Raw genomic sequence first — 23,201 nt, forward strand, 5'->3', positions numbered from 1 at the left:
GCAAAAGCATAGCTAAAAATCGTTCGCGAGCCGTTCCCGTTCCTCAATCCGTTTGACGGCCGACACCAGGTTGCGGCGTCCGATCAAATATTCCATTTCCGTTTCATCGGTAACCGTATGGAGCTGCGCGTTCTCATAATCATAGAAAATTTGCAGTGCCTTCTTGAGCTCCTCGTTCGTAAGCTCCGCCGCATCCAGCCGATGGCGGAACAGCATATCCTCCAGCCGCTCGATATAGTGATCCCGGCGAACGCGCAAGCGGATCATCGCCTGCTCCAGCGAGCCTTCCTTGCTTGGCTCATACTTCTCGTCGAATACGAGGAACCGGTTGCGCCGGATCATCTCGCGGTTTTGCTGTATGCTCTGAGCGTAATCGATATAGGAGCTGAGAAGTATTTTTTTGTGCAGATTGCCGGTGGCGTTTCGTTTCAGGCGCAGCTCCTCTACGTACCTGCTCATGTTGATCGGCTCGGAAACGCGCAGAATTTGGACCGGGTCATCCAAATTAGTAAGAAATTGCTCATATCCTTCCATCACCTGAATTTGCTCGTTCAGCGACATCAGGCTTAAGTTCACGGCGGATATCGCGATCATTTTGACAAGCCGGTGGTCGGCCGTTTCGATCGTTTCGCTGAACACCCGGCGGATAGGAATGAGGTCCTGAGCGCTGCGTTCGCGGGGGATCGACGGTTTCTTTTTGCTCACCTCGCTTCCCTCCTCCTTACGGATCGCTTTTTTCATGAACAAATATGTGCGCTGGCGGCGGTTGTAAGCCACCTTCCACCGGAAAAACCGGAATGCCCGAATATTCGGCCGTTCCTTGATGGGGCGTATAAAAACCGCGACAGAGGTCAATACGACGGGCAGCAGCCCTACGATAAGCTTCATTTCCAGCATGCCGTCCGCGAGCCAAATGACTGCTATGCAGAAAGCGACGGACGGAGCAAGAATAACGACGTCGATCAGCGTAATGAATTTCCACACATGAAACGTGCTGTCGACTTGGTTAGGAATTTTGTAACGTCGTTCCATTACAGATCATCACCTTTGGTTAGCGGATGTTAAACTTCAGCCACCCGATAATGACGCGCGACAGCAGCAGGACAATAGTAACGCCGCACACATAGAACAGCCCCGATTTGAATTTGGCCTTGGAATGGTCGTCATGGGACATATAGGCGGCCAGCACTAGTCCGATAATGGACAAAACGGCGATGGGAATCGCTAAATTGAGAAATCCGGTTACGACTTGTTTATCCAGAAAATCCGTAATTTTTTTAAAAGGATCGTCTGCAAGCGTCATGGATCTGAATTTCATACCCGGTGTATCCTCCTTACGCACATTGTGCAGTGGCTATCGGTTGCCTCTTAACTTTTCCACTCTAGCTTACGGTCCAAGAAGCGCGCAATCGTACGATATTTCCATATTTTTGTGTCCAATGTACCTTTTTGTGGAACCAATTCCGGAAGGTGGGACCATGTATCCAAAAAAACACCGCTTACGTTCGATATTACGAACGAATGTTGGGTGATACGATAAAGAAATCCATGGGTATTTTTGTAAACCAGATGCCTGTGCGGACTGGAGGTGTTGCATGCAGAAACAGATTCAAAAAAGGCTGATCGGCTCCTTACTGCTCGGCCTGGTGGCGGCAGCCGTCGTCGAATGGTTCGTTATAACTACCCTGACCTGGATATCCAGACCGGCGGAGGAACGGGATTTCGAGCGGATTACCCAATCCATGTGGCAGCCGCTTAAGCTGTTGAAGGAAGCCGGGCTGCACCCCTCTTTTTGGGAAAGCCAGCTCATTCCGCTAGGTATATGGCTCCTTGCCGCCATTGCGGTTTTTGTCAAGTTCGGCCAGACCCGGTCGTTTCAGGAGGCTTCCCAATACGGGGCGTACGGTACGGCCAAGTGGGCGAGTACGGCAGAGGTGTTTAATGACCGGACCTTTGTGAAAAGGACGTGGAACAAACGCTCATCCGGTTCGTCAGACCAGGCTGCGAATTCGTTGGAGCATCCGAATCTCGGCAATCCGGCCGGACTGCTGTTCGGGACGCTGCAGGGCAAGCCGGTGATTTTGCCTGAGGATACGGCGATTCCGAACCGGAACGTGTTTGGTGTCGGGGGACCGGGGTCGGGCAAGACGCAGTCGTATATCTTGACCAATATCATTCACGAACGGAATCGTTCCATTGTCGTGACGGATCCGAAGGGCGAGATTTATGAAAGCACGGCCTCTATTAAAAGAGAGCAGGGCTACGAGGTCCGCCTGATCAATTTCAAGGAGATGGATGTCAGCGACAGATACAACCCGATTGACTACATTGAGCGCGAGGTCGACGCGGAGCAGATTGCCACCGCATTGTTCCTTAACTCCCAGAACGGCGACAAGAAGATGGACTTCTGGGGAAAAGCCGAGATCGCTCTGCTGACGACGCTGCTGCTGTACGTCAAATACGAATGCGATCCGGCGGACGCCAATATGGACATGGTCCGCTACATATTGACCACTTATGGCCGGACGCCGGAGGATATGGATTTGTTTTTCGGCGGACTCGAGACGGATCATCCCGCCAGCATGGCGTATCAGATTGTCCGGATGGCGGAGGACAAGGTACGCTCGAGCATCTTCATCTCCCTTGCCGTCACGATGTCGAAGTGGAATTCGAAGACGGTGCAGTCGTTTACCGCAGCATCCGATTTCCGCCTGGAGCATATCGGTGAGAAGAAGATGATCGTCTACGTCATCCTTCCCGTAGCCGATTCGACCTGGGAGATGCTGACGTCGAACTTCTTCACCCAGCTGTTCCAGCAGCTCTACCGCCTGGCCGACCGGCACTATAACCGGCTTCCTCGAGCCGTCAACATCATGCTGGACGAATTCCCGAACATCGGCAAAATCCCCAATTACGAGGAGCTGCTAGCAACGTGCCGGTCCTACGGAATTTCGTGCAGTACGATTGTCCAGTCGGTAGGACAGCTGATCGATAAGTATTCCAAGGAAAAGGCGGAAGCGATTATCGGCAATCATTCGATCCGCTTCCTGCTTGGTGCGGGCGATCATTTGACCGCCAAAACCTTTTCCGAGCTGCTCGGGGACACCACAATCCGTACGGATTCCCGTTCCGTCTCGAAAAGTCATAAAGCGGGAGGAGGCTCCGACTCTACTTCCCAAAGCTATGCCAAGCGCTCTTTGATGACGCCGGATGAAATTATGCGCATGCCGCGGGAGGAAGGGCTGCTGCTCGTATCCGGAATGAACCCGATCCGGATGCGCAAAGCGTTCCAGTTCGAATTTTTCCAGGGCGTTCTTCACGAAAGGGAAAGCCGGTTCCGCTATCCGGAGTTTTCGGGCAATATCCGACGGCCTTACATTCCTCCGTATGCAAGAATCGCAAGCGACTACGAAGCAGAAAACACAGGGAAGTGAAGGAATGGCCAAACATTTCGATTTTAACGGCGGAACCTTGATCATTACGAAGGATGTAGTGAAATACCGGCTGCCCAAAAAGGTGACGCTCGCAGAATCGCCTGAGCAGCTGGCCGATTTGAAAGAGCTGCCGGGTGATTTTCTGTTCCCGCTTAAAACGGTGGAGTTCGAGGATGATTCCCGCCAGGATTTTATTTTCTATTACAGCATAGAGGACGGCTTCAATCCGTTCGAAAAGACGAGGACGAATAAACTGGATTCGAAGCTGCACATCGTGGATTCGTTGATACGTCTCGGCGAGTATACGGAGGAGCTGTATCGGACGAAGGGAATTACGATTCTGCTGGAGCCTGTCAACATCTATATCGACTCCTTGAACAGGACCAAAGCGTTGTTTGCCGGGATCGATACGATACTGCCCTCATCGGGATTTCACGACGACGATCTTCTGGAGCAGGTGAAGCGGCTTATTCTGATGCTGTTCAGCTCGGTGCCGTATGCCGCTATGAAAAGCAAAGGCATCGGTGCAGCGAGAGAGAAGCCGGCGCCGGGAGCGCAAGAATTTCTGATGACGATACTGCGCTGCAAATCGTTCGATGATTTGCGCCTTGCAGCGGCTCAGCAGAGAGACCGGATGGACCTCGTGGAGAAAGAGATCGCGGCGATGAAGAAGGAGCAAATTCATACCGGGCTTCGCGAATACCGGAAATGGATTTGGATGGGCGCTTCGCTTCTCCTGGTCGTTTTGGCGGGACTCATGCTGGTTGTTTACACGTCGGGATACAACAGCGGAAAAGACGCGGCCCATGCCGCCGTATTGGCCGGAGCGTCCCCCGAGCCCGCCCCTATCGTACAGGAGGACGTCCTGAAGGCGCTTCGGCTCGGTGCGGGAGCCAAATACAAGGATGCCATCCTGCTCTTTCAGAAGATCGATCCGAAGCAGCTGACGGATGAGGACAAATACGCCTATGCCATTGCTTTGTTGAAGCGGGGAGCGGGACTGATGGCGCTCGACGTGTTCCCGGACAAGGAAATCATCGATCTGGTCGTGCAGGATTTCGTCGACAAGAAAAACAACCTGGCGATCAAGCAGATCAAAGTGGACGCTCCGGTCGTCAAGTTCGAAAAGGCCGTTATCGACGGAAATACGAAAGCCATAGTGGAGCTGCACAAAGGGTTAGAGCTGGATAAACGGCGGAGCAGGATTGTAGCGGAAGCGTACATGAAAGAAAACAATCTGGATGAGGCCGGAACGTATGCTTTGAAAAGCGGCGACGACAAGCTGGTGGCGAAGGTCCGATTCGAGAAAGCCGTCGCTGCCAAAGACCCCAAGAAGATCATTGAGCAAAAGGACTTATTTACTCTCAAGCCCGCGGATGAAGCGCAGGTTGCCATAGCCTACGCCGATCTGGGCGATACGGCTAACGGCTGGACGCACGCAGAGAAAAGCGGCGATGTGAAAGCGATGATTTATGTGAAGAAAGCGATTGTAGGCGAGCTGTACGTGAATACGGCTTTGAGCTACCAGCAGCGCGACGCGCAGATTGAGAAGCTGAGAGTCGAAATCGAAGCGCTCGAAGCGAAGCTCCCTAAATAAGAGAATCCATGAGGAGGATGAATGATGGGTAATCATTTTGAAGAAATGGAGAAAAAAAGGCTGGAGCAAAACCGGAAGAAGCAGCAGGATAAGGAAACGGATGCGGTCAGGGCGGTAAACAATGCGAAGGCAAGCCTTGAAATAGACGGCATGAAGGTGAGTGAGGAGACGGAGGCCATCATGCTGAAATATGCGAAGGGTGAGCTGACGGAGCAGCAGGTACTGGAGCTGATCAAACCAAAGCCGGGGAAAACGGACTAATGGCGGGGGAATTCAGAGATCCGTACTTGTATCCGGATATCGATGTGATGCGCAACAAGTTCGGAATCCGGGATCAAGCGAGCCTGCACAAAGCGGAAGTGGATCATGTGATGTTCCGTCTCGTTCAGCTGGAGCAGAAGCCGATCCCCGGCGATATGGATGCCAAGCATCTTCAGGCCATCCATAAGCATATATTCCAGGATGTATACGACTGGGCCGGGGAATATCGCGTCGTGGACATGACGAAGTACTACGATAACTTGGGGATGCGTATGGGATATTGGCACCATCGGGATATCGGAGATGCGCTCGGCAAAGTGACCGGCAGCTTAAGGGAGGAGGGCTTCCTGAAGGAGCTGCCGAACAGCGAGGCGTTTGCGCAGAGAGCGTCACGCTACATGGCGGCGATCAATCAGGTGCATCCTTTCCGCGAAGGGAACGGACGGTCGCAGCGCGAGTTCATCCGCACGCTTGCTCTGAACGCCGGCTACCGGCTCGATTGGGCTAGGGTACCGGAGCGGGAGCTCACTAACGTGCGGGCCAATTCTCTCGTCGATCATGGAGAAAGACTTGCGCCGGTTATGAAGCAGTGCATCGTCAACTCCAGACCGGACCCGCAAATCGCGAGGTCTATTCCGAAGCCAGGGAGGACGATGGAACGATAGTACACGGGCTGCTGAGGAAGCAGTCGGGACTGTCTACGAGAGCAAGATAGTACATGTTTCGCAGCATGGAAATCCATGGTTTCTTCCATTAGTACGGAGTAATCTTAACTATAGTCGTTGCGACGGCTGCTGTTTTCTATGCGATCATCGCACATACTACTAGTAAAGAAGGTTACTCCAGATGGAAGCATGGAAGCGCAATTTGTTCATTTTATGGTTCGGTTCGTTTTTCAGCTCGGCCGGAATCGGCATGATCATTCCCTTCTTGCCCTTATACGTCCAGGAGCTCGGCATTCACGACGTGAAGCAGGCTGCACTCTGGGCGTCGATGATTTTCGGGATCAATCATTTGATGATTGCGCTGGTGTCGCCCTTCTGGGGCAGATTCTCGGATATGTACGGGCAAAAGCTGACGATGATCCGCTCCGGCATCGGTCTGTCGATCATCATCGCGGCGATGGGGCTGGTGCATACGCCGCTCCAGCTGCTGCTGCTAAGGGCTTTGTTCGGGACGATGGGCGGATTCGCCGTGTGTGCGGTCGCCTTGATGGCGATCGAAGCGCCCAAGGAGCAGGTGGGCAAAGCGCTCGGGACGCTCCAGACGGGGCAGGTCGCAGGGCAGCTGCTTGGTCCGCTGCTTGGAGGCATAATGGCCGAATGGCTGGGAATGCGAAATTCGTTCTTTTTTACAGGCTTATTTATTATGATTGCCACAGTGCTGGTCATCGTCGGCGTGAAGGAAACGCGCAAATATCCGAAGTTCCGGTTCGAGCATTTGAAGCGGAAGGAAGCGGACGTTCCGAAGCCGGAGAAGCTTCGTCTGAAGGAGATTGTGCAGGAGAAGCCTGCTCTGTTGACGCTGTTTGTGTCCACATTCTTGATTGCAGCCAGCTTTCAAAGCATTAGCCCCATCATCACGCTCTATGTCAAAAGCATGCATGTCGAGAACCATATAGAGCTGATGGCCGGACTCATCTTTGCTTCGAGCGCCCTCGGAACCGTTATCTCGGCTCCGATTCTCGGCAAGCTGGGCGACAAGCACGGGCATATGAAGGTGCTGCTCATTTCGCTCTTATTGATTTCGATATTGTATATCCCGCAGGCGCTAATTACGGATCCGTGGGTCTTGATGGGAGCGCGGTTCTTGTCCGGCTTGTGTGTCGGCGGATTGATTCCGTCCATCAGCTCGCTCTTGCGCAGCTTGACGCCTACGTCCATTCAAGGCAGCGTCTTCTCTTACAACGCAAGCGCCAATTCGCTCGGCAACGTGTCAGGCTCCTTGTTCGGCGGAGTTGTAGCCAGCAATATGGGCATACCGGTCGTTTTTTATATTATTGCCGGAGTGTTCTTCGTACACTTTCTTATGCTCGGCCTGCAGACGAGAAGGATTCATCATACGAAAAGCATGGAGCAGCAACAGTCAGCGGCAACCCACCCGCATTCGTCATAAAAAAACGTTTCTCGAAAAGCAAAGCGGCCCTAGCGGCCGCTTTCTTTGTTCATCGGGTCGTAAGGCTGCCTGAAGCCCGGTCCTTCTTTTTGCGCAGCTTGCCGAATGGCTTCAAGTAGGAGATCGCCGTCATGAAGACGAGTGCAGCGATGTTGGCAATGGAGCCTCCGATCAGATTGTAGCTCGTCTGTAAAAAGACCGGATTGCTCAACGCTTCGAACCTCGTCCGATCCGCCTCATGAAAGATCTGCGAAAGCCAATCCCCCATATAGACGATACCAAAAGCTATGAATGCCACCGTCAATGCCAGCTTAATCACGATCCAGTAGTATTTGAACAACCCCCACTGCGACCAAACGGACAACGCCAGCCCAGTAAGCAAAGCGACGAGCGCCGTATAACGGATCATGATGTGATCGACCAGATTCATATTGTCCAATGTGTAATACAGCTGCTCCCCGTTATCCGCACGAAGCATGGACAAGCCGAGCATCAGCATGACTACGGCTCCTCCCAGCCAGAACAGCGCCGCCAATACGTGAATCGTCACCAGTGATTGTTTTTGCGGTTGAGTTAGTTTGTAGGCCATGATTTTCCCTCCAAAATGAATTTTATCTTGGTATGTACATGATCCTATCAGCCGAATGTTGCGATCTTGTGGAGAAAGTATCGAGAGGCTGTGGCGTTTCCCGAATATTCCATCAAGTGGTGTATAATGAGGACACACGAAAAGGACAGGAAGGCAGGGCGATACGGCATGGCCGTCAAAATATTGATCGTAGAAGATGAAGACAAGATCGCTTCGTTGATGGAAACGTACCTTCAGTCGGAAGGATATGAGACGGCGGTTGCCAGGGACGGAGCTGCCGCCATCCGGCTGTTTGCCGAAAAGAAACCGGAGCTCGTCGTTCTCGACTGGATGCTGCCGGGAACGAACGGCTTGGATGTGTGCCGTCACCTTCGCAGTATCGGTGCGCCGGGCATTATTATGGTTACGGCCAAAACCGAGGAAACGGACAAAATTATCGGCTTGGAAATGGGCGCAGACGATTATTTGACGAAGCCCTTCAGTTTAAGGGAGCTTTCGGCACGCATCCGGTCGCTCCTGCGGCGGATGAACCGTACGGACAGCCGCGGGCAGGACAGCGTGCTCCGGCGAGGGAATCTGACCATCCATGAGGAAAGCCTGCAAGTGTTCAAAGGAGATAGGGAGCTGCGGTTAACGCCGACCGAATTCAAGCTGCTTCATTTGCTGGCGTCGAAGCCTGGCCGTGTATACAGCCGGATGCAGCTGCTTCAGCACGCGTTCGAAGAGGAGTTCGTGATCGACGAGCGGACGGTGGATTCCCATATCAGTAAGCTGCGCAAAAAAATCGAGGACGATACCGACGCCGCGGCCTATATTCAAACGGTATACGGGTTCGGGTACCGGTTCGGGGCAGATCATGAAAATTAGAACGAAGCTGATGCTTTCGATGAGTATCCTCATCGTATTTATCGTGATGTGTTTGTTCTTCGTAACTCACGTTCAATTTTATATTGTGCGGGATCTTGCTTATTGGGATGAGAAGGAAGTTTTTACCGGACTGAGCCAACAATTCGAGGAATACTATGCAGCGCACGGCGATTCATGGGAAGGCTTGGACAGGGGGATGGGGGTAAGCACGGATAGGGATGCCGGTGCCGCTGCAGCGGCGGGAACCTTCGGAAATGAGCGGTTTTTTCCGGAAATCGCCTTGGTGCATAACGAACAGCTCTTTTACAAGAAAGGGCGGCTTGAACTGAGGGAAATGCGGGATGAGGCTTTTCCCCTGTTTCTTAAAGCGGACGGGAAGCCGATAGGCCATCTGTATGTCATGAGCGACAGACAGCTCAAAACGTACGAATTCAAGACGATGTGGTACGGCATTATACCGAGTATCGCCCGGGTATCGCTATTGCTGACCGGATTGGTCGCCATGATTATCATCTTCCTCTTGTCATGGAGGCTGACTTCGCCGATCCGCAAAATGATTAAAGGAATTGATGCGATCAAAAGGGGAGACTCCGAAGCCGCTGTGTTTCCCGTCCGCAGAAAGGACGAATTCGGCGCCATATCGAGAGCGCTCCGGGATATGCACGAGAGCATTGAAAGCTTGGAGCGCTCGCGGAAGCAGCTTATGTCGGACGTGGCGCATGAATTGAAAACCCCGCTGATGATCATACAGGGGGAGCTGGAATTGGCCCAGGAATTGGACCGGCCCGTGGATCAAGCCCGTATCGCGTCGCTGCTGGATGAAGTGCTTCGGCTCACACGTCTCATTCATGAGGTGCTGGAGCTGTCCAAGCTTGAGGCGGGAAGGATGGAGCTCCGATCTGCAGCCGAAAACTTGGCGGACGTGGCGGAAGGTGTTATCGACAAGGTCCGTTACTTGGCGGAAGATAAGCAAATCGACATCTCCTTGCACAGTCCGGACGAGCCGGTCCTCGCGGAGATAGAGAAGCACCGGATCGTCCAAGCGCTTTATAATATCGTTTCCAATGCGATCCATTATACAGAGCCCGGCGGCAGGGTAAGGATCGGGGTAGAACGACAGTACCGGGCCGACAGCAGGAAAGAATACGCTCTGCTGACTATCGAGGATACGGGAATCGGAATCCCTGCCGGGGACCTTCCGCATATTTTCAACCGGTTTTACCGGGTGGACGATTCTAGAACCCGCCACGGCGGGGGGACAGGACTGGGTCTCGCCATTGCTCAGCAAAACATTATGCTGCATAAGGGTTGGATCGACGTTCACAGCGAAGTAGGCCGGGGGACGACGTTTCTCGTTTATTTGCCGATGGATCGTGTGATGGACTGAGTTTGTGTTAATCCCGCATCAATCTACCCTGTAGAATTTTAAGATATGTCCGTAAATATCGAAGGCTTCCAATCATTCAACTAGTTTATAATAGGATCAGAACCTCAATGGGACGTCCGAGGACATCCCCAATGGTGTATCGGCAGCCTGTGGAACTCATAACGCTCCCGACCATCATTTATTGTATGATATCGAAAAAGATCCTGAGCAGGTGACGCCAATACAGAATCATGCTCTGGAAGAGCATTACGCCTCCAAGCTCCTCCAGTTACTGAAACAGTACCAGGCGCCGGAATGGCAATACGCGAGGATGGGCTACAAGGATGTTTCATTATAACATGAGCTTGAAGAAGAGGACGGCATCCTATTGCAAGGGGTACCGTTCTTCTCTTTTAGGTTACTCCTACTTGAGTGAATAACTAGCGTAAACGTATCGTCACCATTTTCCTCTTAAACTATATGGACAAAGGCTTTATACTGAAAAAGCAAAATAATAGGTATGGATGGGGGAAGCTCCTACATCCTGTTTTTGTTGTATAAGAATACGAAGACAAAAAGAATAAGGCCGTGGCGGTTACGGTAACCGAGGATTCTTGCGATAGCGAGAGTCTTTTTGTCGTTGCGGCTCCCCGCTGCTTCCAACAAATTAATCGAATCGGCAAAGTGCTTAATCGATCCTGCCGTAGGCTCGAATAACGCATGCTGATATAATTTCCCTGTACATGATTGCAGGTGTCCGGCTGCACAAGGCGGCTGATTCAAGAAAATCTATCGGAGGCATATGGGGATGAATAAAAAAATATCGCGGAGGGATTTCATGATCGGACTCGGAGCGCTGGGCGGAACCATTCTTGCGGCTTCGGCAGGAGGCGGGCTGCTTAGTCCGTCGAACCCGAATGGCGAAGCAATGCCTGCAGGAAGCGGGAGCGTTCCGCAGCTTCCTTCAGCCATGAAAAAAAAGCCTAATTTCGTCCTTATTTTGGCGGATGATCTCGGATATTCAGATATCGGCTGCTACGGGGGCCATATCGAAACGCCGAATTTGGATAAGCTGGCCGCAGGAGGAATCCGGCTGACCCAATTTACGAATACGGCCCGTTGTTCGCCTTCCCGAGCCTCGCTTCTGACGGGGCTTCATCCTCATCAGGCAGGAATGGCGCATCTGCAGGGCTACTATGGACCTTACACGCTGAAGCTGAATGACAGCTGCGTGACGATCGCCGAGGTGTTGAGGGAGAACGGCTACGGGACATACATGTCGGGCAAATGGCATTTGGGTCCCGGGCTGCCGCATCAGAGAGGCTTTGACAAAGCATACCATTATCTCGGCGTCGACTATTTCGCCACTGAACGTATTACGCTTAACGGGGTGAAGATCGATCCTTCGTCAATCGGCAAAAACTATTATTCAACGGACGATATGACGGATAAGGCGATCGGTCTTCTGGAGGGGCATATGAGCGCGACGCCGGAAAAGCCTTTTTTCCTGTACATGACTTATACGGCTCCGCATTTCCCGCTTCAGGCTAAGGACAAGGATATAACCAAGTATAAGGGCCGGTTCGACCGGGGATGGGACGCTCTGCAGCAAGAGAAATTCGCCCGGATGAAGGAGATGGGCATTATCGACCCGGATTGGGAGCTGCCCGCAATGGACGATTCAGGAGCCGACGCTTGGGAGAAAGAGATCTCCAAGTCATGGAGGCTTCGGGCGATGGAGGTTTATGCCGCGATGGTCGATAGTATGGATCAAAATATCGGCAGACTTGTCCAAACGCTGGAGAAGTCCGGCGAGCTCGACAATACGTTCCTCGTATTTCTATCCGACAATGGCGGGAACGCGGAATTTCTCCATATTAAAGATACGACGAAGCTGCCCGGCGGGCTGGGCTACACGGAGGGCAACGGTCATTACGGTGCCGGTTGGGCCGGCTTATCCAATACCCCCTTTCGTATGTATAAGCATTATATTCATCAGGGAGGCATCGCGTCTCCTTTGATCGTCCACTGGCCTGCCGGCTTGAACGAGAAAGGAGTACTGAGGAAGATGCCTGCTCAGCTTACCGATATCATGGCAACCGTTCTCGAAGTGAGCGGCTCTAAGTATCCGGAGGAATATAAAGGGCATAAGATTATCCCTGCCGAAGGAACGAGTCTTCTCTCCATTCTCGAGAACGACACGACGAGCAAGCAATATTTATTTTGGGAGCATGAGGGGAATTGCGGCGTCAGGAACAACAACTGGAAGCTGGTTAAATTCGAGGATTACCCATGGGAGCTGTACGATTTGGAGAAGGACGGGACGGAGATGCACGATGTGGCCGGAAGTCAGCCCGAGATCGTGAAGCAGCTTAGCGACGAATATGAGAAATGGACGAAAAGGGCGAACGTCATGAACAAACAGGAGTACCTTAAATACTGGAAGGGAAACAACGACGGGAAAGGGCCGACCGGTCCTATCGATTTACGGAAGATTAAAGGGGTACCGACTGCCTAGTGACAGAATAGACGGCAGACGATGATGAGGCGGACAAGCTTAACTGTTCGCAGGATAAGACAGCAGCAAGCGCAGCCGTCGTACACCAAGCCCGCTCGCATGACAGGTGCGAAGCGGGCTTGGTTCCGTTGCTGAGCCTTGCTCCCAAGCTACCCTTGAACGCTGCCATAATAACGCTTCCGGTATTGGTTGGCCGGAAGGGATTCGTACGCGCTGAACACCCGGCTGAAATGATTCAGCGTCTCGAAGCCGGAAAGCTCTGCAATTTCCTTAAGCGAATAGGATGTATTGACGAGCAGGTCCTTCGCGCGCTGAAGGCGAAGCTGCCGCAAATACTCCGAAGGCGAAACGCCCAATGTTTTGCGGAACAAAAGGCGCAGGTGGCTTTCGCTTATATACGAATATTGGGCCAAATCAGGCAGCGTCAGCTTCCTGTCCAGATTCATCTGCATATAGGTGCACAGCCTGCGGATACGGGGGTCGATCTCCTGGGGCTCGTCAGGCAAATAGCACCGCATCATGTCGAGGAAACGGGCAAACCAGACGTGGAACGAGGCGTTTACGGCTAGCAAAGCGGCCGTCTCGTCGGTATTGACCCTAGCTATGACCAGCTGCGGCTGATTCAGCGCATTAAGCTCTTTAATCACTTGCAGAGATTGCACCAGAAGCTTCGCAGTCAGACTCGAAAGCTCCTTAAAGGCGGACGTATCCGCCACTCTCGTTAGCAGTGGGAGCTTGTACAGCTCCGCAAAGTTTAAGGAACCGATCTTTATATCGCAGCCTATCGTATAGAAGTGAAACGGGACTGAATTCGGATCGCTAGACAGAACGGTTCTAGGGGTTTGAGGCGGAATGACAACGATGTCCCCGGCCTGCACTTCATGAAGAAAGCCGTTCACCTCGATCGTTCTTTTTCCTTCCACGACGACCCATATAATCGTTTTTGCGTAACTCGCCCGAGGAAACTCCGTTTCGGCGTTCACAACATTTTCGATTACCCAGGCCATTCGTATAAATAGGTCCTCGACAAATTTGATTCTGCTTAGTATGGCCACCCGAGCCGTCCTCCTCCTTAATTCATATCAACATAATCGAAAATGCATAATGTATAATCGGTTTCTCAACATACCCGTATGCTACTATTTTATTGTAGCACATTCGCTCATCGGAAGTGTGCAAGCGTTTACGGGAATCGAAAAATGGGAGGTAAGCATCGTTGAAAAAGAGAAAGTACTTGACGGCGTTGATGACGGTTATTCTCGCAATTGCACTCGCCGGGTGCAGCTCTGGAGGGCCGAAGGATGGCGCGGGAAACAAGCAGAACGAGAACGTTCAACCGGCAGAGAAGGCGGATGTCATCGAGAAGCCGGTTACGTTAAAAATCTATTTTCCTTTTACCGACGACGTTTACAACCGATTCGTAAAGGAACCGATCGAGAAAAAGTTTCCTAACGTTACTTTGGAGCGGCTGGTACCGGAAAAAAGCGGTCCCGAGGGGATGGACATTCTACTGTCTGCCGGCAACGCTCCCGACCTGTTCTATGCGGTGCCTGGATGGTACGGGAAACTTCAAATGAGCCATGTGTTCGAGGATCTGACACCGCTTATCCAAAAGTATCATTTCGATATGGGCAGACTCCATCCACAAGTGCTTGAAACGATCAAAAGCTACTCCAAGGACGGCAAAATCGAAGTCATGCCCGAAAGTATGGCCACGCTCGTTCTCGTGTACAACAAAGCGATATTCGACAAATTCGGGGTTCCCTATCCGAAGGATGGCATGACATGGGAGCAGATTATGACGGTTGCGCGCGACGTCAGCAAGACCGATAACGGCACTGCTTTCAGAGGGCTCGATTTTGACCGGCATTTCCCGATTAACAATAGCCAGATGTCGCTGCCGTTCGTCGATTCGAAGACGAATAAAGCGATCACAGCCTCGGACGGATGGCAAAAGTTTTTTTCGACGCTGAAGGCGGTATACGACATCCCCGGCAATAAGCCGGACAAGACGATCGGCAACGGACTTCTGTTTTACAAGGACAAAACGCTTGCCATGTATGTCAGCCATATCAACTATTTGAACAATTTGATGACGATTCCGGATTCGGAGCTGCAATGGGATATGGTGACGATGCCGAGCTTCAGCGATGTGCCGGGTACGGGTACACAGGTGAATACCCCCTACTACGGCATTACGCCTACATCGGCCTATAAGGACGAGGCTTTCAAGGTGATCGCTTACTTGCTGTCGGATGAAATGCAAACGTTTTACAATAAAGAAGGACGTCTGACGGTCCTGGACGATAAAGCGATCCGCGATCAGTACGGGGCCAATCTGAAGCAGCTGTCCGACAAAAACGTGAAGGCGGTAACGACGCTCCAGCCGGCTAAGCCAAGACCTTTTACTCTTTATGACGATTATGTCGTCATTCAGTTGTCTAACGCGCTACAGAAGATGGCTATCGACAACGTTGATTTGAACACCGCTTTGAGAGAAGCCGGAGAATTGGCTGACAAAGAGATAGAAAATCATATCCAAATGATGAAATAGCAAAATAGACAAGGAGTGAGCCAGATGTTCAGACCTAACATTCTACTTATTCAAACCGACCAGCAAACGGCGGAAACGTTAAGCTTGTACGGCAATCCGGTACTGCAAACCCCAGCTTTGGAGCGTCTTGCGGAGAAGGGGGTCGTGTTCGAGCTTGCGTTCTGCAACTATCCGGCATGCTCGCCCTCGCGTTCATCCATGTTTACGGGACGTTACGCATCGACTATCGGCGTGCATGCGAATCATATGCTGATCAATCCGAACGAAACGACGCTGCCTCAGGTGTTGAAGGAGAACGGCTACCAGACAGCGATTATCGGGAAAAATCACGCGTTCATGAACAACGCGGCCCAATCGTACTATCCGGGCTCCGTTCCCGAGAAGGCGAGTCTGCTGCGGCAAGTATTCGATCATGTCCGTCTTGCCGATCACGGCCATATGGTCGACGGGCATCGCAACGATCCCGAATGTATCACGGCTCATGAATGGGCACAGCGCAACTGCTGGAACAGCCCGCTCGGACATGGCGCAAATCCGGCCAGGCCGGAGCATTGCGGTACCTACCTCCTCGGCCAAGCGATGGTTGACTACTTGGAGAAGGGGAGAGATCCCGAGAAGCCGTTCTTCACGTGGCTGTCGTTCCCGGATCCGCATACTCCGTACCAGGTGTCGGAGCCTTACGCCAGTATGATCGACCCGGCCGATGTGCCTTTGCCGCCAAAGGACAATCTGGATGGCAAGCCGGAGAGGCAGAAGGTCATGCACGTGATGGACGCGATGGATCGCGCCGACGACGAATTGATCCGCAAGGTACGGGCCATTCACTACGGCATGATCCGGTTTATCGACGACACGCTCGCGACTATTTTCGCCAAGATGGAATCGCTCGGTTTAATGGAACATACGATGATCATCTTCACCTCCGATCACGGGGATTCCATGGGGGCGCACGGGCTCATCCAGAAGCATAACGGGTTCTATGATTCGTTTACGCATGTTCCGTTTATCGTCTATACCCCGGGTTACAAAGGACCGAAGCGAACCGGCCATATGGTCGAGCTAGTTGACGTCATGCCGACTTTGCTGGATATGGCGGGTGTACCGGTTCCATACGGATGCCAGGGCAGGAGCCTCGCACCCTTCCTTCGCTCGGAGCAGGATTACGTCCCTCGGGAGTATGTGGTCATGGAAAGCGGGGAAGAGGGAGAGCCGCCGAAGCTGTCTGATATTACGGGCCGGCCGGAGCATCCGCTCGACGAGCGGTACTTTGTTTGGTGCGCTTACCGGGATGCCTGGCTGGGCAAAGGGAAAAGCATCCGCACCCGCGACTGGAAGCTGAACGTCTACGCGAACGGAGAAGGGGAGCTGTACGACTTGAAGAACGACCCCCACGAGCTGACGAACCGGTTCGGCGATCCTGCCTATGACGCTATCGTCCGCGAGCTCGAACGAAAGCTGCTCCTGTGGTCGATGGCCAAAGAGGATCGCCTCCCGATGAATACAACCGTAAAATTGAATTACGAGGATAAGAGGAAAGAAAACGCGAATACGTGATGATCCCTGAGCACCGGATGGATTTGTAAACGGTCCGGACTTACGGTCCGCTATTTGGCGAAAAAAGCCCCCAAGCGGGGAGTGATCGGACTTGAGAGCCGTTATTCGTTCATAACGCATTGATTTTCGACGAAAATGAGGGGAATAACGGATCTTATGTCCGCAGGCAGGGGGGACTGCAAGATTTTAGAAAAATAGCGGATGTACGGTCCGCATCGATGTTCGTAGTCAAGTGATCGGACCTACGTTCCGCTATTTGGTGAAAAAGGCCTACAATTCGGAGCGTCTTCCTTCACAAAAAGTAAAGAAATAAGCCCAAGACCACCGAGCTTTTCTACGGCGAATCGCTCCAATACTCCCTATCCCTTGTCCGCCGCTGGTTCTGTCCTACCGGATTGGTTTGTTTCGATATGTAAGGAACAGGCTAAGTAATGGTAGGACAACCATCACCCAACATCAGAGGAGGGACAGACTATGCCGTGGAGAAAAAACGATTACCCCGTTTCCATGAAAAATTTGGAGCCGCGAGTAAGAAACAAAGCAATCGAGATTGCTAACGCCTTATTGGAAGAAGGCTATGAGGAGGGCCGTGCAATTGCGATAGCTACGGCAAAGGCAAAAGAATGGAATGACGATCATCCGCTTCACCATAGCCATGGTGACGAGCACCGGCTGAAGCGAGAGGGGGGCGCCTCCAACCTCCATGTCGTTCCTTGCAAGGACGGATGGGCTGTGAAGGAAGAAGGCGCCGTCCGCGCGCGGCTTACTGCGGAAACAAAGGCAGAGGCGGTAGAGCAAGCGAGAGCCTGGGCATCCGACAGCAACAAGTCGGCGATCATTCACCGCAAAGACGGTACGGTGGAGACAGCGTACAATTACACATAAGGAACAGGCACTCTCTCACGAAAGCGAAGAAACCGGAGGTCTTGATGCATAAGGATATTGGAAAAAACAGGTCAGCACCAGAATAGGGTACTGACCTTGTTTTATGCTTTATGAAGTTATTAAAATTGGTTACAATAAGTTCGATAATCAATTGATGCTCGATAATTTAAGATACGAGCTTCAAGCCGACCGCGGCAACGAGAACCATCGCAATGAACAATATGCGCTTAATATCTTTGGATTCGCGATATATCACCATGCTCAAAATTGCGCCCCCGGAAGCGCCAATTCCTGTCCAGACAGCGTAAGCCGTTCCCATCGGCAGTGATTTCATTGCGAGAGCAAGGAACAGGAAGCTGGCGCCGAATGCGCCGAGCAACAATGCTAACGATTGAAAATTTCGCTCTTGATTCAGTTTGTTAATGGTAGTAACACCGAACATTTCAAAAATACCGGCCAACACAAGATAAACCCATGGCATCAGAATCAGCCTCCTTCCACGGTTTCTTTACTTTTCGTTACAAGCTTCAATCCGACAACACCGGCGAGCAGAAGCAGAATGAGCACGATTTTGACCGCTTTGACCGGCTCATCGAACAGAACAATTTCCGCGAGCACCGTTCCGGCAGTTCCAAGCCCGACGAAAACGGCATATACCGTGCTGACCGGCAGTTGTCGGCTGGTGACAATCATCAGGTAAAAGCTCACGTAAATAGCGATAGCCGTACCGATCCAAGTCCACACATTGTAAGAGTGCTTTAGTCCGATAACCCAGAATACTTCGAAAACAGCCGCAATAACTACTTTAAGCCAGTTGTTGTTCATGACCCCGTTCCTCCTTAGGCTCTTTGTATATTTTGCGAGTCTGCGCCAATAAATATCCTATCATTCAAAACATTATTTCCTTTACTGGCTGCTTTTGCACGCAAGAAAAGAGTTACCTAACTAATATTAGTTAGGAACCATTCTTACACATTTTCTAACGGGTGTCAATCGTTTTAATACAAAAGTTAGTAGGAAAAAGAACCAACTCAAAAAAAGTATCGAGCAAGGCGGATGGCCTTATTCGATACTTTTTTCATTCCGAAGAGGATGATAAAGCGCTGGGGGCTATGAAAAGGCAGGGAGAACCGCAATGATGCGGACTTGCTGCCCCGCTAGCCCCCGTTCGCGGACGGGATGGCGGAAGGAACCGTCGGCGGAGTATCCGGCGCGACCGGCTGCGGCTCAGCGGAGCCGGCCGCCCGAGAGGCGCTGTCGCGCTGCGAGGCCTCGGGAGCGACGGGCCGAGGCTCAGCGGAGCCAGCCGCCTGAGAGGCGCTGTCGCGCTGCGAGGCTGCAGGAACCGGCTGCGGAGCATCGGCAGAAGCTGCAGCGCGAAAAGCGCCATCGCGCGTCGAGGCCTCGGGAGCGACGGGCCGAGGCTCGCTGGAGCCAGCGTCACGAGAGGCGCCATCGCGCTGCGCAGCCACGGGAGCGACGGGGCGAGGCTCGCTGGAGCCAGCGTCGCGAGAAGCGCCATCGCGCTGCGAAGCCGCGGGAGCGACGGGCCTGGGCGCGCTGGAGCCAGCGTCGCGAGAGGCGCCATCGCGCTGCGAAGCCGCGGGAGCGACTGGGCGAGGTGCGCTGGAGCCAGCCGCCTGAGAGGCGCCATCGCGCGGCGAGGCCTCAGTCGCGCCCTGCGGCGGCTCGCCGGAGCTTGCAGCCGCCGTGCCGCCGTCCGCCGAAGAAGCCGACTGCGATCCGGCTCCCTGGATTGCGGACGAAGTGCCCGCCGGCGCACCGCTATCGGTGCTTCCAGCGTCAGCCGGCTTGTCGGCGGCTTCCTTGCTGCCCGGCTCCTGCTGTTTGGAGCCGGTATCTGCGCTTTTGCTACGGTCGGTCGAAGCCGCCGTACCATTGGTATTCGTTGCGCTTTCGCTGCTGCTGCAAGCAGCCGATGTCAATAGAAGGGCGAAGCTTAACAGAAGGATAGCTTGACGTTTCATTTGCATAGGGGTGTACTCTCCTTTGCGTCATCAGAGGATCATGAACGACTCCTATCCTAAAGCAAAGATGTGTACAGCATGTCTCCAACTTGTAAACAAAGTGTAACAGCGGCCGGCGATACCAGCGCGTTAAACCCTATCCATCCCTGCATAACAAACGCATCCCCGTCTAACGCCGCGGCGATAAACGGGGATGTCTTATTTCAATTCCAGTATGAGCGGATCCGTTACAACGACCTGAGCGGAAGCCACGGGGCGCGGCTCATAGGCTTTATTGCCGTTGAGCACAATTTTTTTATTGTCGGGACTCCATTCCAGCTGGAACGGCACAATCCCTTTATAAACCTCTTTTTCGTTTAACAAGCTGTTTCCTTGCACCTTGGCGACATAGAGAGAGTCGCGGCCTCTGGAATAAACGATCATCTTTCGGTCGGGCGAAAGCCGGAAGCTCCCGATTTGCTCCGTCACGACGCTCGTTGTGTTATTACGGCGGTCAAACACGATAAGAGCTCCGCTGGAACCGACGAGCATCACTTGATCGTCGTTCATAAAATCAAACGTTCCGAAGTCGCCGGCAATATCATGCTCGTATAAGCTTGCGAAGCCGGTTTCGTCCAGCTTGCCGTAAACGAGGGAATACTGTCTGCCGGACGATCGTACGAGAAGAGCGCTTGATCCGTCGTTCGATATTTTAACCGCCAACACATTCCAATCGGGAGTGGGATATTCCTTCATCTTATTGGCTGCAGTATCATAAACGGCGATAGCCCTTCCCGCTTGCCCCGTCTTTTGCTCGCTATAAGCCGCATAGCGGCTGTTATTCGACCAGGTCAGCATACTGACCCGTATCGCTTCCGTAGATAATTCACCGATTTCCACGGGCTGGGAGCCGGTTAGCCGAAGCAGCTTCATCGTTTCTTTCCTATCGGCCTGAACGCTGGAGACGGCGAACGATCCATCCGGCGATAAGCCTTGAATCTCCGTACTTCCTTCCAGATTGATCCACGTTTCGTAGGAATTATGCTTATAATCGATTCGGTCGAGGCTTCGGCTCCGGCTTGTTTTCCAGATCGTCCCTAGCAATTCATCCTTCGATTGCCAGCCAAGAATATTCCCGTTTTCCGACAGTTTATAAATGGCGCTCAATTCTATCGCTTCGCTCGCCGCCGGAGAGCTGCCGCTATCCCCGGTTTCGGGGATGATGATTGTTTTGGATTTCAGAGATGGCGCGCATCCCGCCAAAACCAGGCTTAGCAACACGATACAGACAAGCATCCGGTTCATCATGCAGGTTCCCCCGTGCTTTCGTGATGAGGCAGTACAATCGTTACCGTTGTCTCCTGATTTACACTCTCGATAGAGATCGTTCCTTGAAACTCGTCAACAATAGCTTTGCATATGCTGAGTCCGAGCCCGCGGCTTCCGGATTCATCTCCATTCCGCGGACCGGCACGATAAAACGGCTCGAACAGCTTGCTCCATTGATCGGGCGGGATCGTATCGCCCTGATTCGTAACGGTGAATCGGATCCCGTCCGCAGCAGGAATGCCTGAGACGGCAATCACCGTATGAGCTGCTCCGTATTTTACCGCATTGTCGATAAGGTTAATGAACAGCTGCTTCAGCTTTTCCGAATTGGCGTAAACCCACAGGTCATGGCCTGCTGAGCATTCAATGGTTTTTTTATACCGCTCGGCTTTAAAAGCCATCCCCTCGCACACCCCGTGCAGCAAGGAACCGGCCTCGACGAGCTGCGGCGCTTCTTCCATGGAGGCTTCCTTGGACAGCTCCAACAGCTTCACCACCATCCCGTGAAGACGGTCGCTCTCTTCAATAATGTGGTTCATCCCTTTGCGGAAAAAGGCTTCGTCGCTCTGCCCGTTCTCCTTAATCAGCTGTGCATAGCCAAGGATGGAGGTCAAAGGCGTTTTCAACTCATGTGTGACATTGTCGTAAAATTGCTTGCGATGAAGGTTCAGCTCATTCAAGCGATCGCGGTCGCGCTCTATGGTACGGATTTGCCGGTTGATTTTTTCAATCATCAGATTGAAGTTATGCGCCAGCTTTCCGATTTCATCCCTGCGGCGAATGCCGATGCGGGTATCCAAATTCCCGTTCGTCACGTCCGTGGACGCTTTGGTAAGCTGAACAATGGGGATCGATATATTTCGCGATAAAATATACGAGAACAGAAAGGCGGCGGCAAAGATGGCGATCGTAACATAGAAAATAAAGTCCAAAATGTGCCTGCTTTGCTCATAAAGCAAAGAGAAATCTTTGACGAACCGCAGTATACCGACCTTTTTGCCGTCGATTTCCACCGGATACGAGTAATAAACTTCGGCGGCACGGTTGGAATACTGGACGGTAAAAGACGTTTGCCCGTTCAAAGCGTTGCGAAGGTCTTCATCGCCTTCACGCGACAACGGGAAGCCTGCGGACGATTGCAGCTTGTCGCCCTGGACGGAATAGGCGCTGACGTGACTGGAGCTTACGTGGCGAAGCTCGTCGACCAGCTCTTTGGCCATTTGCTGAAAATATATTTCATCACTGGCATAGTGATTGATCATAAACATCTGCTTAACGTACACATTGCTGTTCTTTTTCAAGGCGATAAGGTCTTGGGTAATGATGTTCTCATTGCTAGATTCGACGATACGGACGACAAAATGGTTCAACAGCAGCAAGGACACGGAAAAGATGATCAGGAAGCCGACCAGAAATTTCGCTTTGATCGAGCGGATCATGAGCGGGACACCGTCTGCTTCTTGAATTTATAACCGACGCCGAATACGGTTGTAATCAGATCGTTCGCGTCAAGCTTTTTGCGCAGCCGTTGAATATGAATATCGACCGTACGGGTGTCTCCGAAGTAATCATACCCCCACACAAAGTCAAGCAGCTCGGTTCGTGTGAATACTTTGCCTCTGTAATTGTACAGCGTCATCAGGAGATCGAACTCTTTGGGGGTGAGCTCTACGACGGTATCGTTTTTGGTAACCAGCCGCTCCGTTGGCACGATCTTGATGTCCATAAATCGGATTGTCTCATCCCCTGCACTATCCGCCGGACGGTTCGTTTGGGACCATCTCCGGAGAATCGTGCGAATTCTCGCTATGACCTCTCTCATATCGAACGGCTTCGTAATATAATCGTCGGCTCCGAATTCCAGCCCGGAAATTTTATCGGATATATCGGATTTGGCCGTCAGCATAATGATGGGGATGTTGTAGATTTCCGTTACCATTTTGCATATGTCAAGGCCGCTCACATCAGGCAGCATCCAATCCAGCAGCAGCAAATCCGGGCGGAATTGCCCGATCTGCTCAAGCCCCTCCGAGCCTTTGCTGGCCGTTCGGGTTTCAAAGCCTTCCTTGGTCAGCCCGTAGGCGAGCAAATCGGCAATCGCCGTCTCATCTTCGATGATCATGATTTTGGCTTGTTCCATGGGCTCCACTCCAATCTAACTGAAT

21 protein-coding genes are annotated in these 23,201 nt (G+C 52.3%); 12 read left to right on the forward strand and 9 right to left on the reverse strand.

The genetic code is table 11. The annotated features are described in order from the left end of the window. Window positions 1-12: 12 nt before the first annotated feature. Entirely contained in the window at window positions 13-1,032 is a 1,020-nt protein-coding gene (locus ACFQ88_RS26545; RefSeq protein WP_379458788.1) for a hypothetical protein, read from the reverse strand. 19 nt (window positions 1,033-1,051) lie between these two features. After that, on the reverse strand, window positions 1,052-1,318 hold the full coding sequence (locus ACFQ88_RS26550) for a hypothetical protein (protein ID WP_239628661.1): 267 nt from the start codon (window positions 1,316-1,318) through the stop codon (window positions 1,052-1,054). A gap of 277 nt (window positions 1,319-1,595) precedes the next feature. Between ACFQ88_RS26550 and ACFQ88_RS26555 the strand changes: the two genes are divergently transcribed. From ACFQ88_RS26555 to ACFQ88_RS26575, 5 genes are all read left to right on the forward strand, one after another. Then, the gene (locus ACFQ88_RS26555) at window positions 1,596-3,434 is read left to right on the forward strand and encodes a VirD4-like conjugal transfer protein, CD1115 family (RefSeq protein ID WP_379458790.1); all 1,839 of its coding nucleotides are present in this window, start codon (window positions 1,596-1,598) and stop codon (window positions 3,432-3,434) included. A gap of 4 nt (window positions 3,435-3,438) precedes the next feature. Next, complete coding sequence (locus ACFQ88_RS26560) at window positions 3,439-5,031, forward strand: type VII secretion protein EssB/YukC (protein WP_379458792.1); 1,593 nt, start codon at window positions 3,439-3,441, stop codon at window positions 5,029-5,031. Between the two features lie 24 nt (window positions 5,032-5,055). Further along, a complete protein-coding gene (locus ACFQ88_RS26565) occupies window positions 5,056-5,292 on the forward strand; it encodes an antitoxin VbhA family protein (protein WP_379458794.1) in 237 nt (78 codons plus the stop codon). After that, entirely contained in the window at window positions 5,292-5,957 is a 666-nt protein-coding gene (locus ACFQ88_RS26570) for a Fic/DOC family protein (protein WP_379458796.1), read from the forward strand. The genes ACFQ88_RS26565 and ACFQ88_RS26570 overlap by 1 nt, the downstream gene beginning before the upstream one ends. A gap of 181 nt (window positions 5,958-6,138) precedes the next feature. Further along, entirely contained in the window at window positions 6,139-7,407 is a 1,269-nt protein-coding gene (locus ACFQ88_RS26575; RefSeq protein WP_379458798.1) for an MFS transporter, read from the forward strand. Between the two features lie 49 nt (window positions 7,408-7,456). On the opposite strand, the gene ACFQ88_RS26580 is transcribed toward ACFQ88_RS26575, so the two are convergent. Then, window positions 7,457-7,996, reverse strand: coding sequence for a DUF2269 family protein (locus tag ACFQ88_RS26580; protein ID WP_239628648.1), 540 nt, complete (start codon window positions 7,994-7,996; stop codon window positions 7,457-7,459). A 168-nt stretch (window positions 7,997-8,164) separates the two neighbouring features. Between ACFQ88_RS26580 and ACFQ88_RS26585 the strand changes: the two genes are divergently transcribed. The 3 genes from ACFQ88_RS26585 to ACFQ88_RS26595 all read left to right on the forward strand — a co-directional run bounded on the left by ACFQ88_RS26585 (window position 8,165) and on the right by ACFQ88_RS26595 (window position 12,747). Further along, on the forward strand, window positions 8,165-8,863 hold the full coding sequence (locus tag ACFQ88_RS26585; RefSeq protein WP_239635539.1) for a response regulator: 699 nt from the start codon (window positions 8,165-8,167) through the stop codon (window positions 8,861-8,863). Then, entirely contained in the window at window positions 8,853-10,250 is a 1,398-nt protein-coding gene (locus ACFQ88_RS26590; RefSeq protein WP_379458801.1) for a sensor histidine kinase, read from the forward strand. The genes ACFQ88_RS26585 and ACFQ88_RS26590 overlap by 11 nt, the downstream gene beginning before the upstream one ends. A gap of 787 nt (window positions 10,251-11,037) precedes the next feature. Continuing rightward, window positions 11,038-12,747, forward strand: coding sequence for an arylsulfatase (locus ACFQ88_RS26595; protein ID WP_379458803.1), 1,710 nt, complete (start codon window positions 11,038-11,040; stop codon window positions 12,745-12,747). A 149-nt stretch (window positions 12,748-12,896) separates the two neighbouring features. Here ACFQ88_RS26595 and ACFQ88_RS26600 read toward each other — a convergent pair whose 3' ends face one another. Then, window positions 12,897-13,802 carry a helix-turn-helix domain-containing protein gene (locus tag ACFQ88_RS26600; protein ID WP_379458805.1) on the reverse strand — a complete coding sequence of 302 codons (906 nt, stop codon included), beginning with the start codon at window positions 13,800-13,802 and terminating at the stop codon, window positions 12,897-12,899. Between the two features lie 161 nt (window positions 13,803-13,963). On the opposite strand from ACFQ88_RS26600, the gene ACFQ88_RS26605 reads away from it, so the two are divergent. The 3 genes from ACFQ88_RS26605 (at window position 13,964) to ACFQ88_RS26615 (ending at window position 17,740) form a co-directional block, all read left to right on the forward strand. Further along, window positions 13,964-15,301 (forward strand): ABC transporter substrate-binding protein, encoded by a 1,338-nt coding sequence (locus ACFQ88_RS26605; protein WP_379458807.1) that lies wholly within the window; start codon window positions 13,964-13,966, stop codon window positions 15,299-15,301. A gap of 24 nt (window positions 15,302-15,325) precedes the next feature. Continuing rightward, window positions 15,326-16,855 (forward strand): sulfatase-like hydrolase/transferase, encoded by a 1,530-nt coding sequence (locus ACFQ88_RS26610; protein ID WP_379458809.1) that lies wholly within the window; start codon window positions 15,326-15,328, stop codon window positions 16,853-16,855. 474 nt (window positions 16,856-17,329) lie between these two features. Further along, window positions 17,330-17,740, forward strand: a complete 411-nt coding sequence (locus tag ACFQ88_RS26615) for a DUF2188 domain-containing protein (RefSeq protein WP_379458811.1) — start codon at window positions 17,330-17,332, stop codon at window positions 17,738-17,740. A 166-nt stretch (window positions 17,741-17,906) separates the two neighbouring features. Here ACFQ88_RS26615 and ACFQ88_RS26620 read toward each other — a convergent pair whose 3' ends face one another. Then, window positions 17,907-18,221 carry a DMT family transporter gene (locus tag ACFQ88_RS26620; RefSeq protein ID WP_379458813.1) on the reverse strand — a complete coding sequence of 105 codons (315 nt, stop codon included), beginning with the start codon at window positions 18,219-18,221 and terminating at the stop codon, window positions 17,907-17,909. Window positions 18,222-18,226: 5 nt separating this feature from the next. Further along, window positions 18,227-18,565 (reverse strand): DMT family transporter, encoded by a 339-nt coding sequence (locus ACFQ88_RS26625; RefSeq protein ID WP_379458815.1) that lies wholly within the window; start codon window positions 18,563-18,565, stop codon window positions 18,227-18,229. 885 nt (window positions 18,566-19,450) lie between these two features. Between ACFQ88_RS26625 and ACFQ88_RS26630 the strand changes: the two genes are divergently transcribed. Beyond that, a complete protein-coding gene (locus tag ACFQ88_RS26630) occupies window positions 19,451-19,720 on the forward strand; it encodes a hypothetical protein (protein WP_379458817.1) in 270 nt (89 codons plus the stop codon). Between the two features lie 206 nt (window positions 19,721-19,926). Here the strand turns inward: ACFQ88_RS26630 and ACFQ88_RS26635 are convergent, their stop codons facing one another. The 3 genes from ACFQ88_RS26635 to ACFQ88_RS26645 are packed head-to-tail and all read right to left on the reverse strand — an operon-like array spanning window position 19,927 to window position 23,176. Continuing rightward, window positions 19,927-21,015 carry a hypothetical protein gene (locus ACFQ88_RS26635; protein WP_379458819.1) on the reverse strand — a complete coding sequence of 363 codons (1,089 nt, stop codon included), beginning with the start codon at window positions 21,013-21,015 and terminating at the stop codon, window positions 19,927-19,929. Continuing rightward, window positions 21,012-22,475: a sensor histidine kinase gene (locus ACFQ88_RS26640; RefSeq protein ID WP_379458821.1), complete on the reverse strand. Its 1,464-nt coding sequence runs from the start codon at window positions 22,473-22,475 to the stop codon at window positions 21,012-21,014. Before ACFQ88_RS26640 ends, ACFQ88_RS26635 begins: the two co-directional genes overlap by 4 nt. Further along, window positions 22,472-23,176, reverse strand: a complete 705-nt coding sequence (locus tag ACFQ88_RS26645; RefSeq protein WP_379458823.1) for a response regulator — start codon at window positions 23,174-23,176, stop codon at window positions 22,472-22,474. Before ACFQ88_RS26645 ends, ACFQ88_RS26640 begins: the two co-directional genes overlap by 4 nt. Window positions 23,177-23,201 lie beyond the last annotated feature (25 nt).

The sequence above is a fragment of the Paenibacillus sp. NPDC056579 genome (assembly GCF_042793215.1).
Classification (GTDB): domain Bacteria; phylum Bacillota; class Bacilli; order Paenibacillales; family NBRC-103111; genus Paenibacillus_S.

Coding starts and splice junctions, on each gene's coding strand:
- ACFQ88_RS26645 (WP_379458823.1), bottom strand. CDS start 23,176: ATGGAACAAGCCAAAATCATGATCATCGAAGATGAGACGGCGATTGCC.
- ACFQ88_RS26570 (WP_379458796.1), top strand. CDS start 5,292: ATGGCGGGGGAATTCAGAGATCCGTACTTGTATCCGGATATCGATGTG.
- ACFQ88_RS26610 (WP_379458809.1), top strand. CDS start 15,326: ATGTTCAGACCTAACATTCTACTTATTCAAACCGACCAGCAAACGGCG.
- ACFQ88_RS26595 (WP_379458803.1), top strand. CDS start 11,038: ATGAATAAAAAAATATCGCGGAGGGATTTCATGATCGGACTCGGAGCG.
- ACFQ88_RS26640 (WP_379458821.1), bottom strand. CDS start 22,475: ATGATCCGCTCGATCAAAGCGAAATTTCTGGTCGGCTTCCTGATCATC.
- ACFQ88_RS26560 (WP_379458792.1), top strand. CDS start 3,439: ATGGCCAAACATTTCGATTTTAACGGCGGAACCTTGATCATTACGAAG.
- ACFQ88_RS26625 (WP_379458815.1), bottom strand. CDS start 18,565: ATGAACAACAACTGGCTTAAAGTAGTTATTGCGGCTGTTTTCGAAGTA.
- ACFQ88_RS26635 (WP_379458819.1), bottom strand. CDS start 21,015: ATGATGAACCGGATGCTTGTCTGTATCGTGTTGCTAAGCCTGGTTTTG.
- ACFQ88_RS26585 (WP_239635539.1), top strand. CDS start 8,165: ATGGCCGTCAAAATATTGATCGTAGAAGATGAAGACAAGATCGCTTCG.
- ACFQ88_RS26545 (WP_379458788.1), bottom strand. CDS start 1,032: ATGGAACGACGTTACAAAATTCCTAACCAAGTCGACAGCACGTTTCAT.
- ACFQ88_RS26555 (WP_379458790.1), top strand. CDS start 1,596: ATGCAGAAACAGATTCAAAAAAGGCTGATCGGCTCCTTACTGCTCGGC.
- ACFQ88_RS26550 (WP_239628661.1), bottom strand. CDS start 1,318: ATGAAATTCAGATCCATGACGCTTGCAGACGATCCTTTTAAAAAAATT.
- ACFQ88_RS26580 (WP_239628648.1), bottom strand. CDS start 7,996: ATGGCCTACAAACTAACTCAACCGCAAAAACAATCACTGGTGACGATT.
- ACFQ88_RS26590 (WP_379458801.1), top strand. CDS start 8,853: ATGAAAATTAGAACGAAGCTGATGCTTTCGATGAGTATCCTCATCGTA.
- ACFQ88_RS26620 (WP_379458813.1), bottom strand. CDS start 18,221: ATGCCATGGGTTTATCTTGTGTTGGCCGGTATTTTTGAAATGTTCGGT.
- ACFQ88_RS26575 (WP_379458798.1), top strand. CDS start 6,139: ATGGAAGCATGGAAGCGCAATTTGTTCATTTTATGGTTCGGTTCGTTT.
- ACFQ88_RS26615 (WP_379458811.1), top strand. CDS start 17,330: ATGCCGTGGAGAAAAAACGATTACCCCGTTTCCATGAAAAATTTGGAG.
- ACFQ88_RS26565 (WP_379458794.1), top strand. CDS start 5,056: ATGGGTAATCATTTTGAAGAAATGGAGAAAAAAAGGCTGGAGCAAAAC.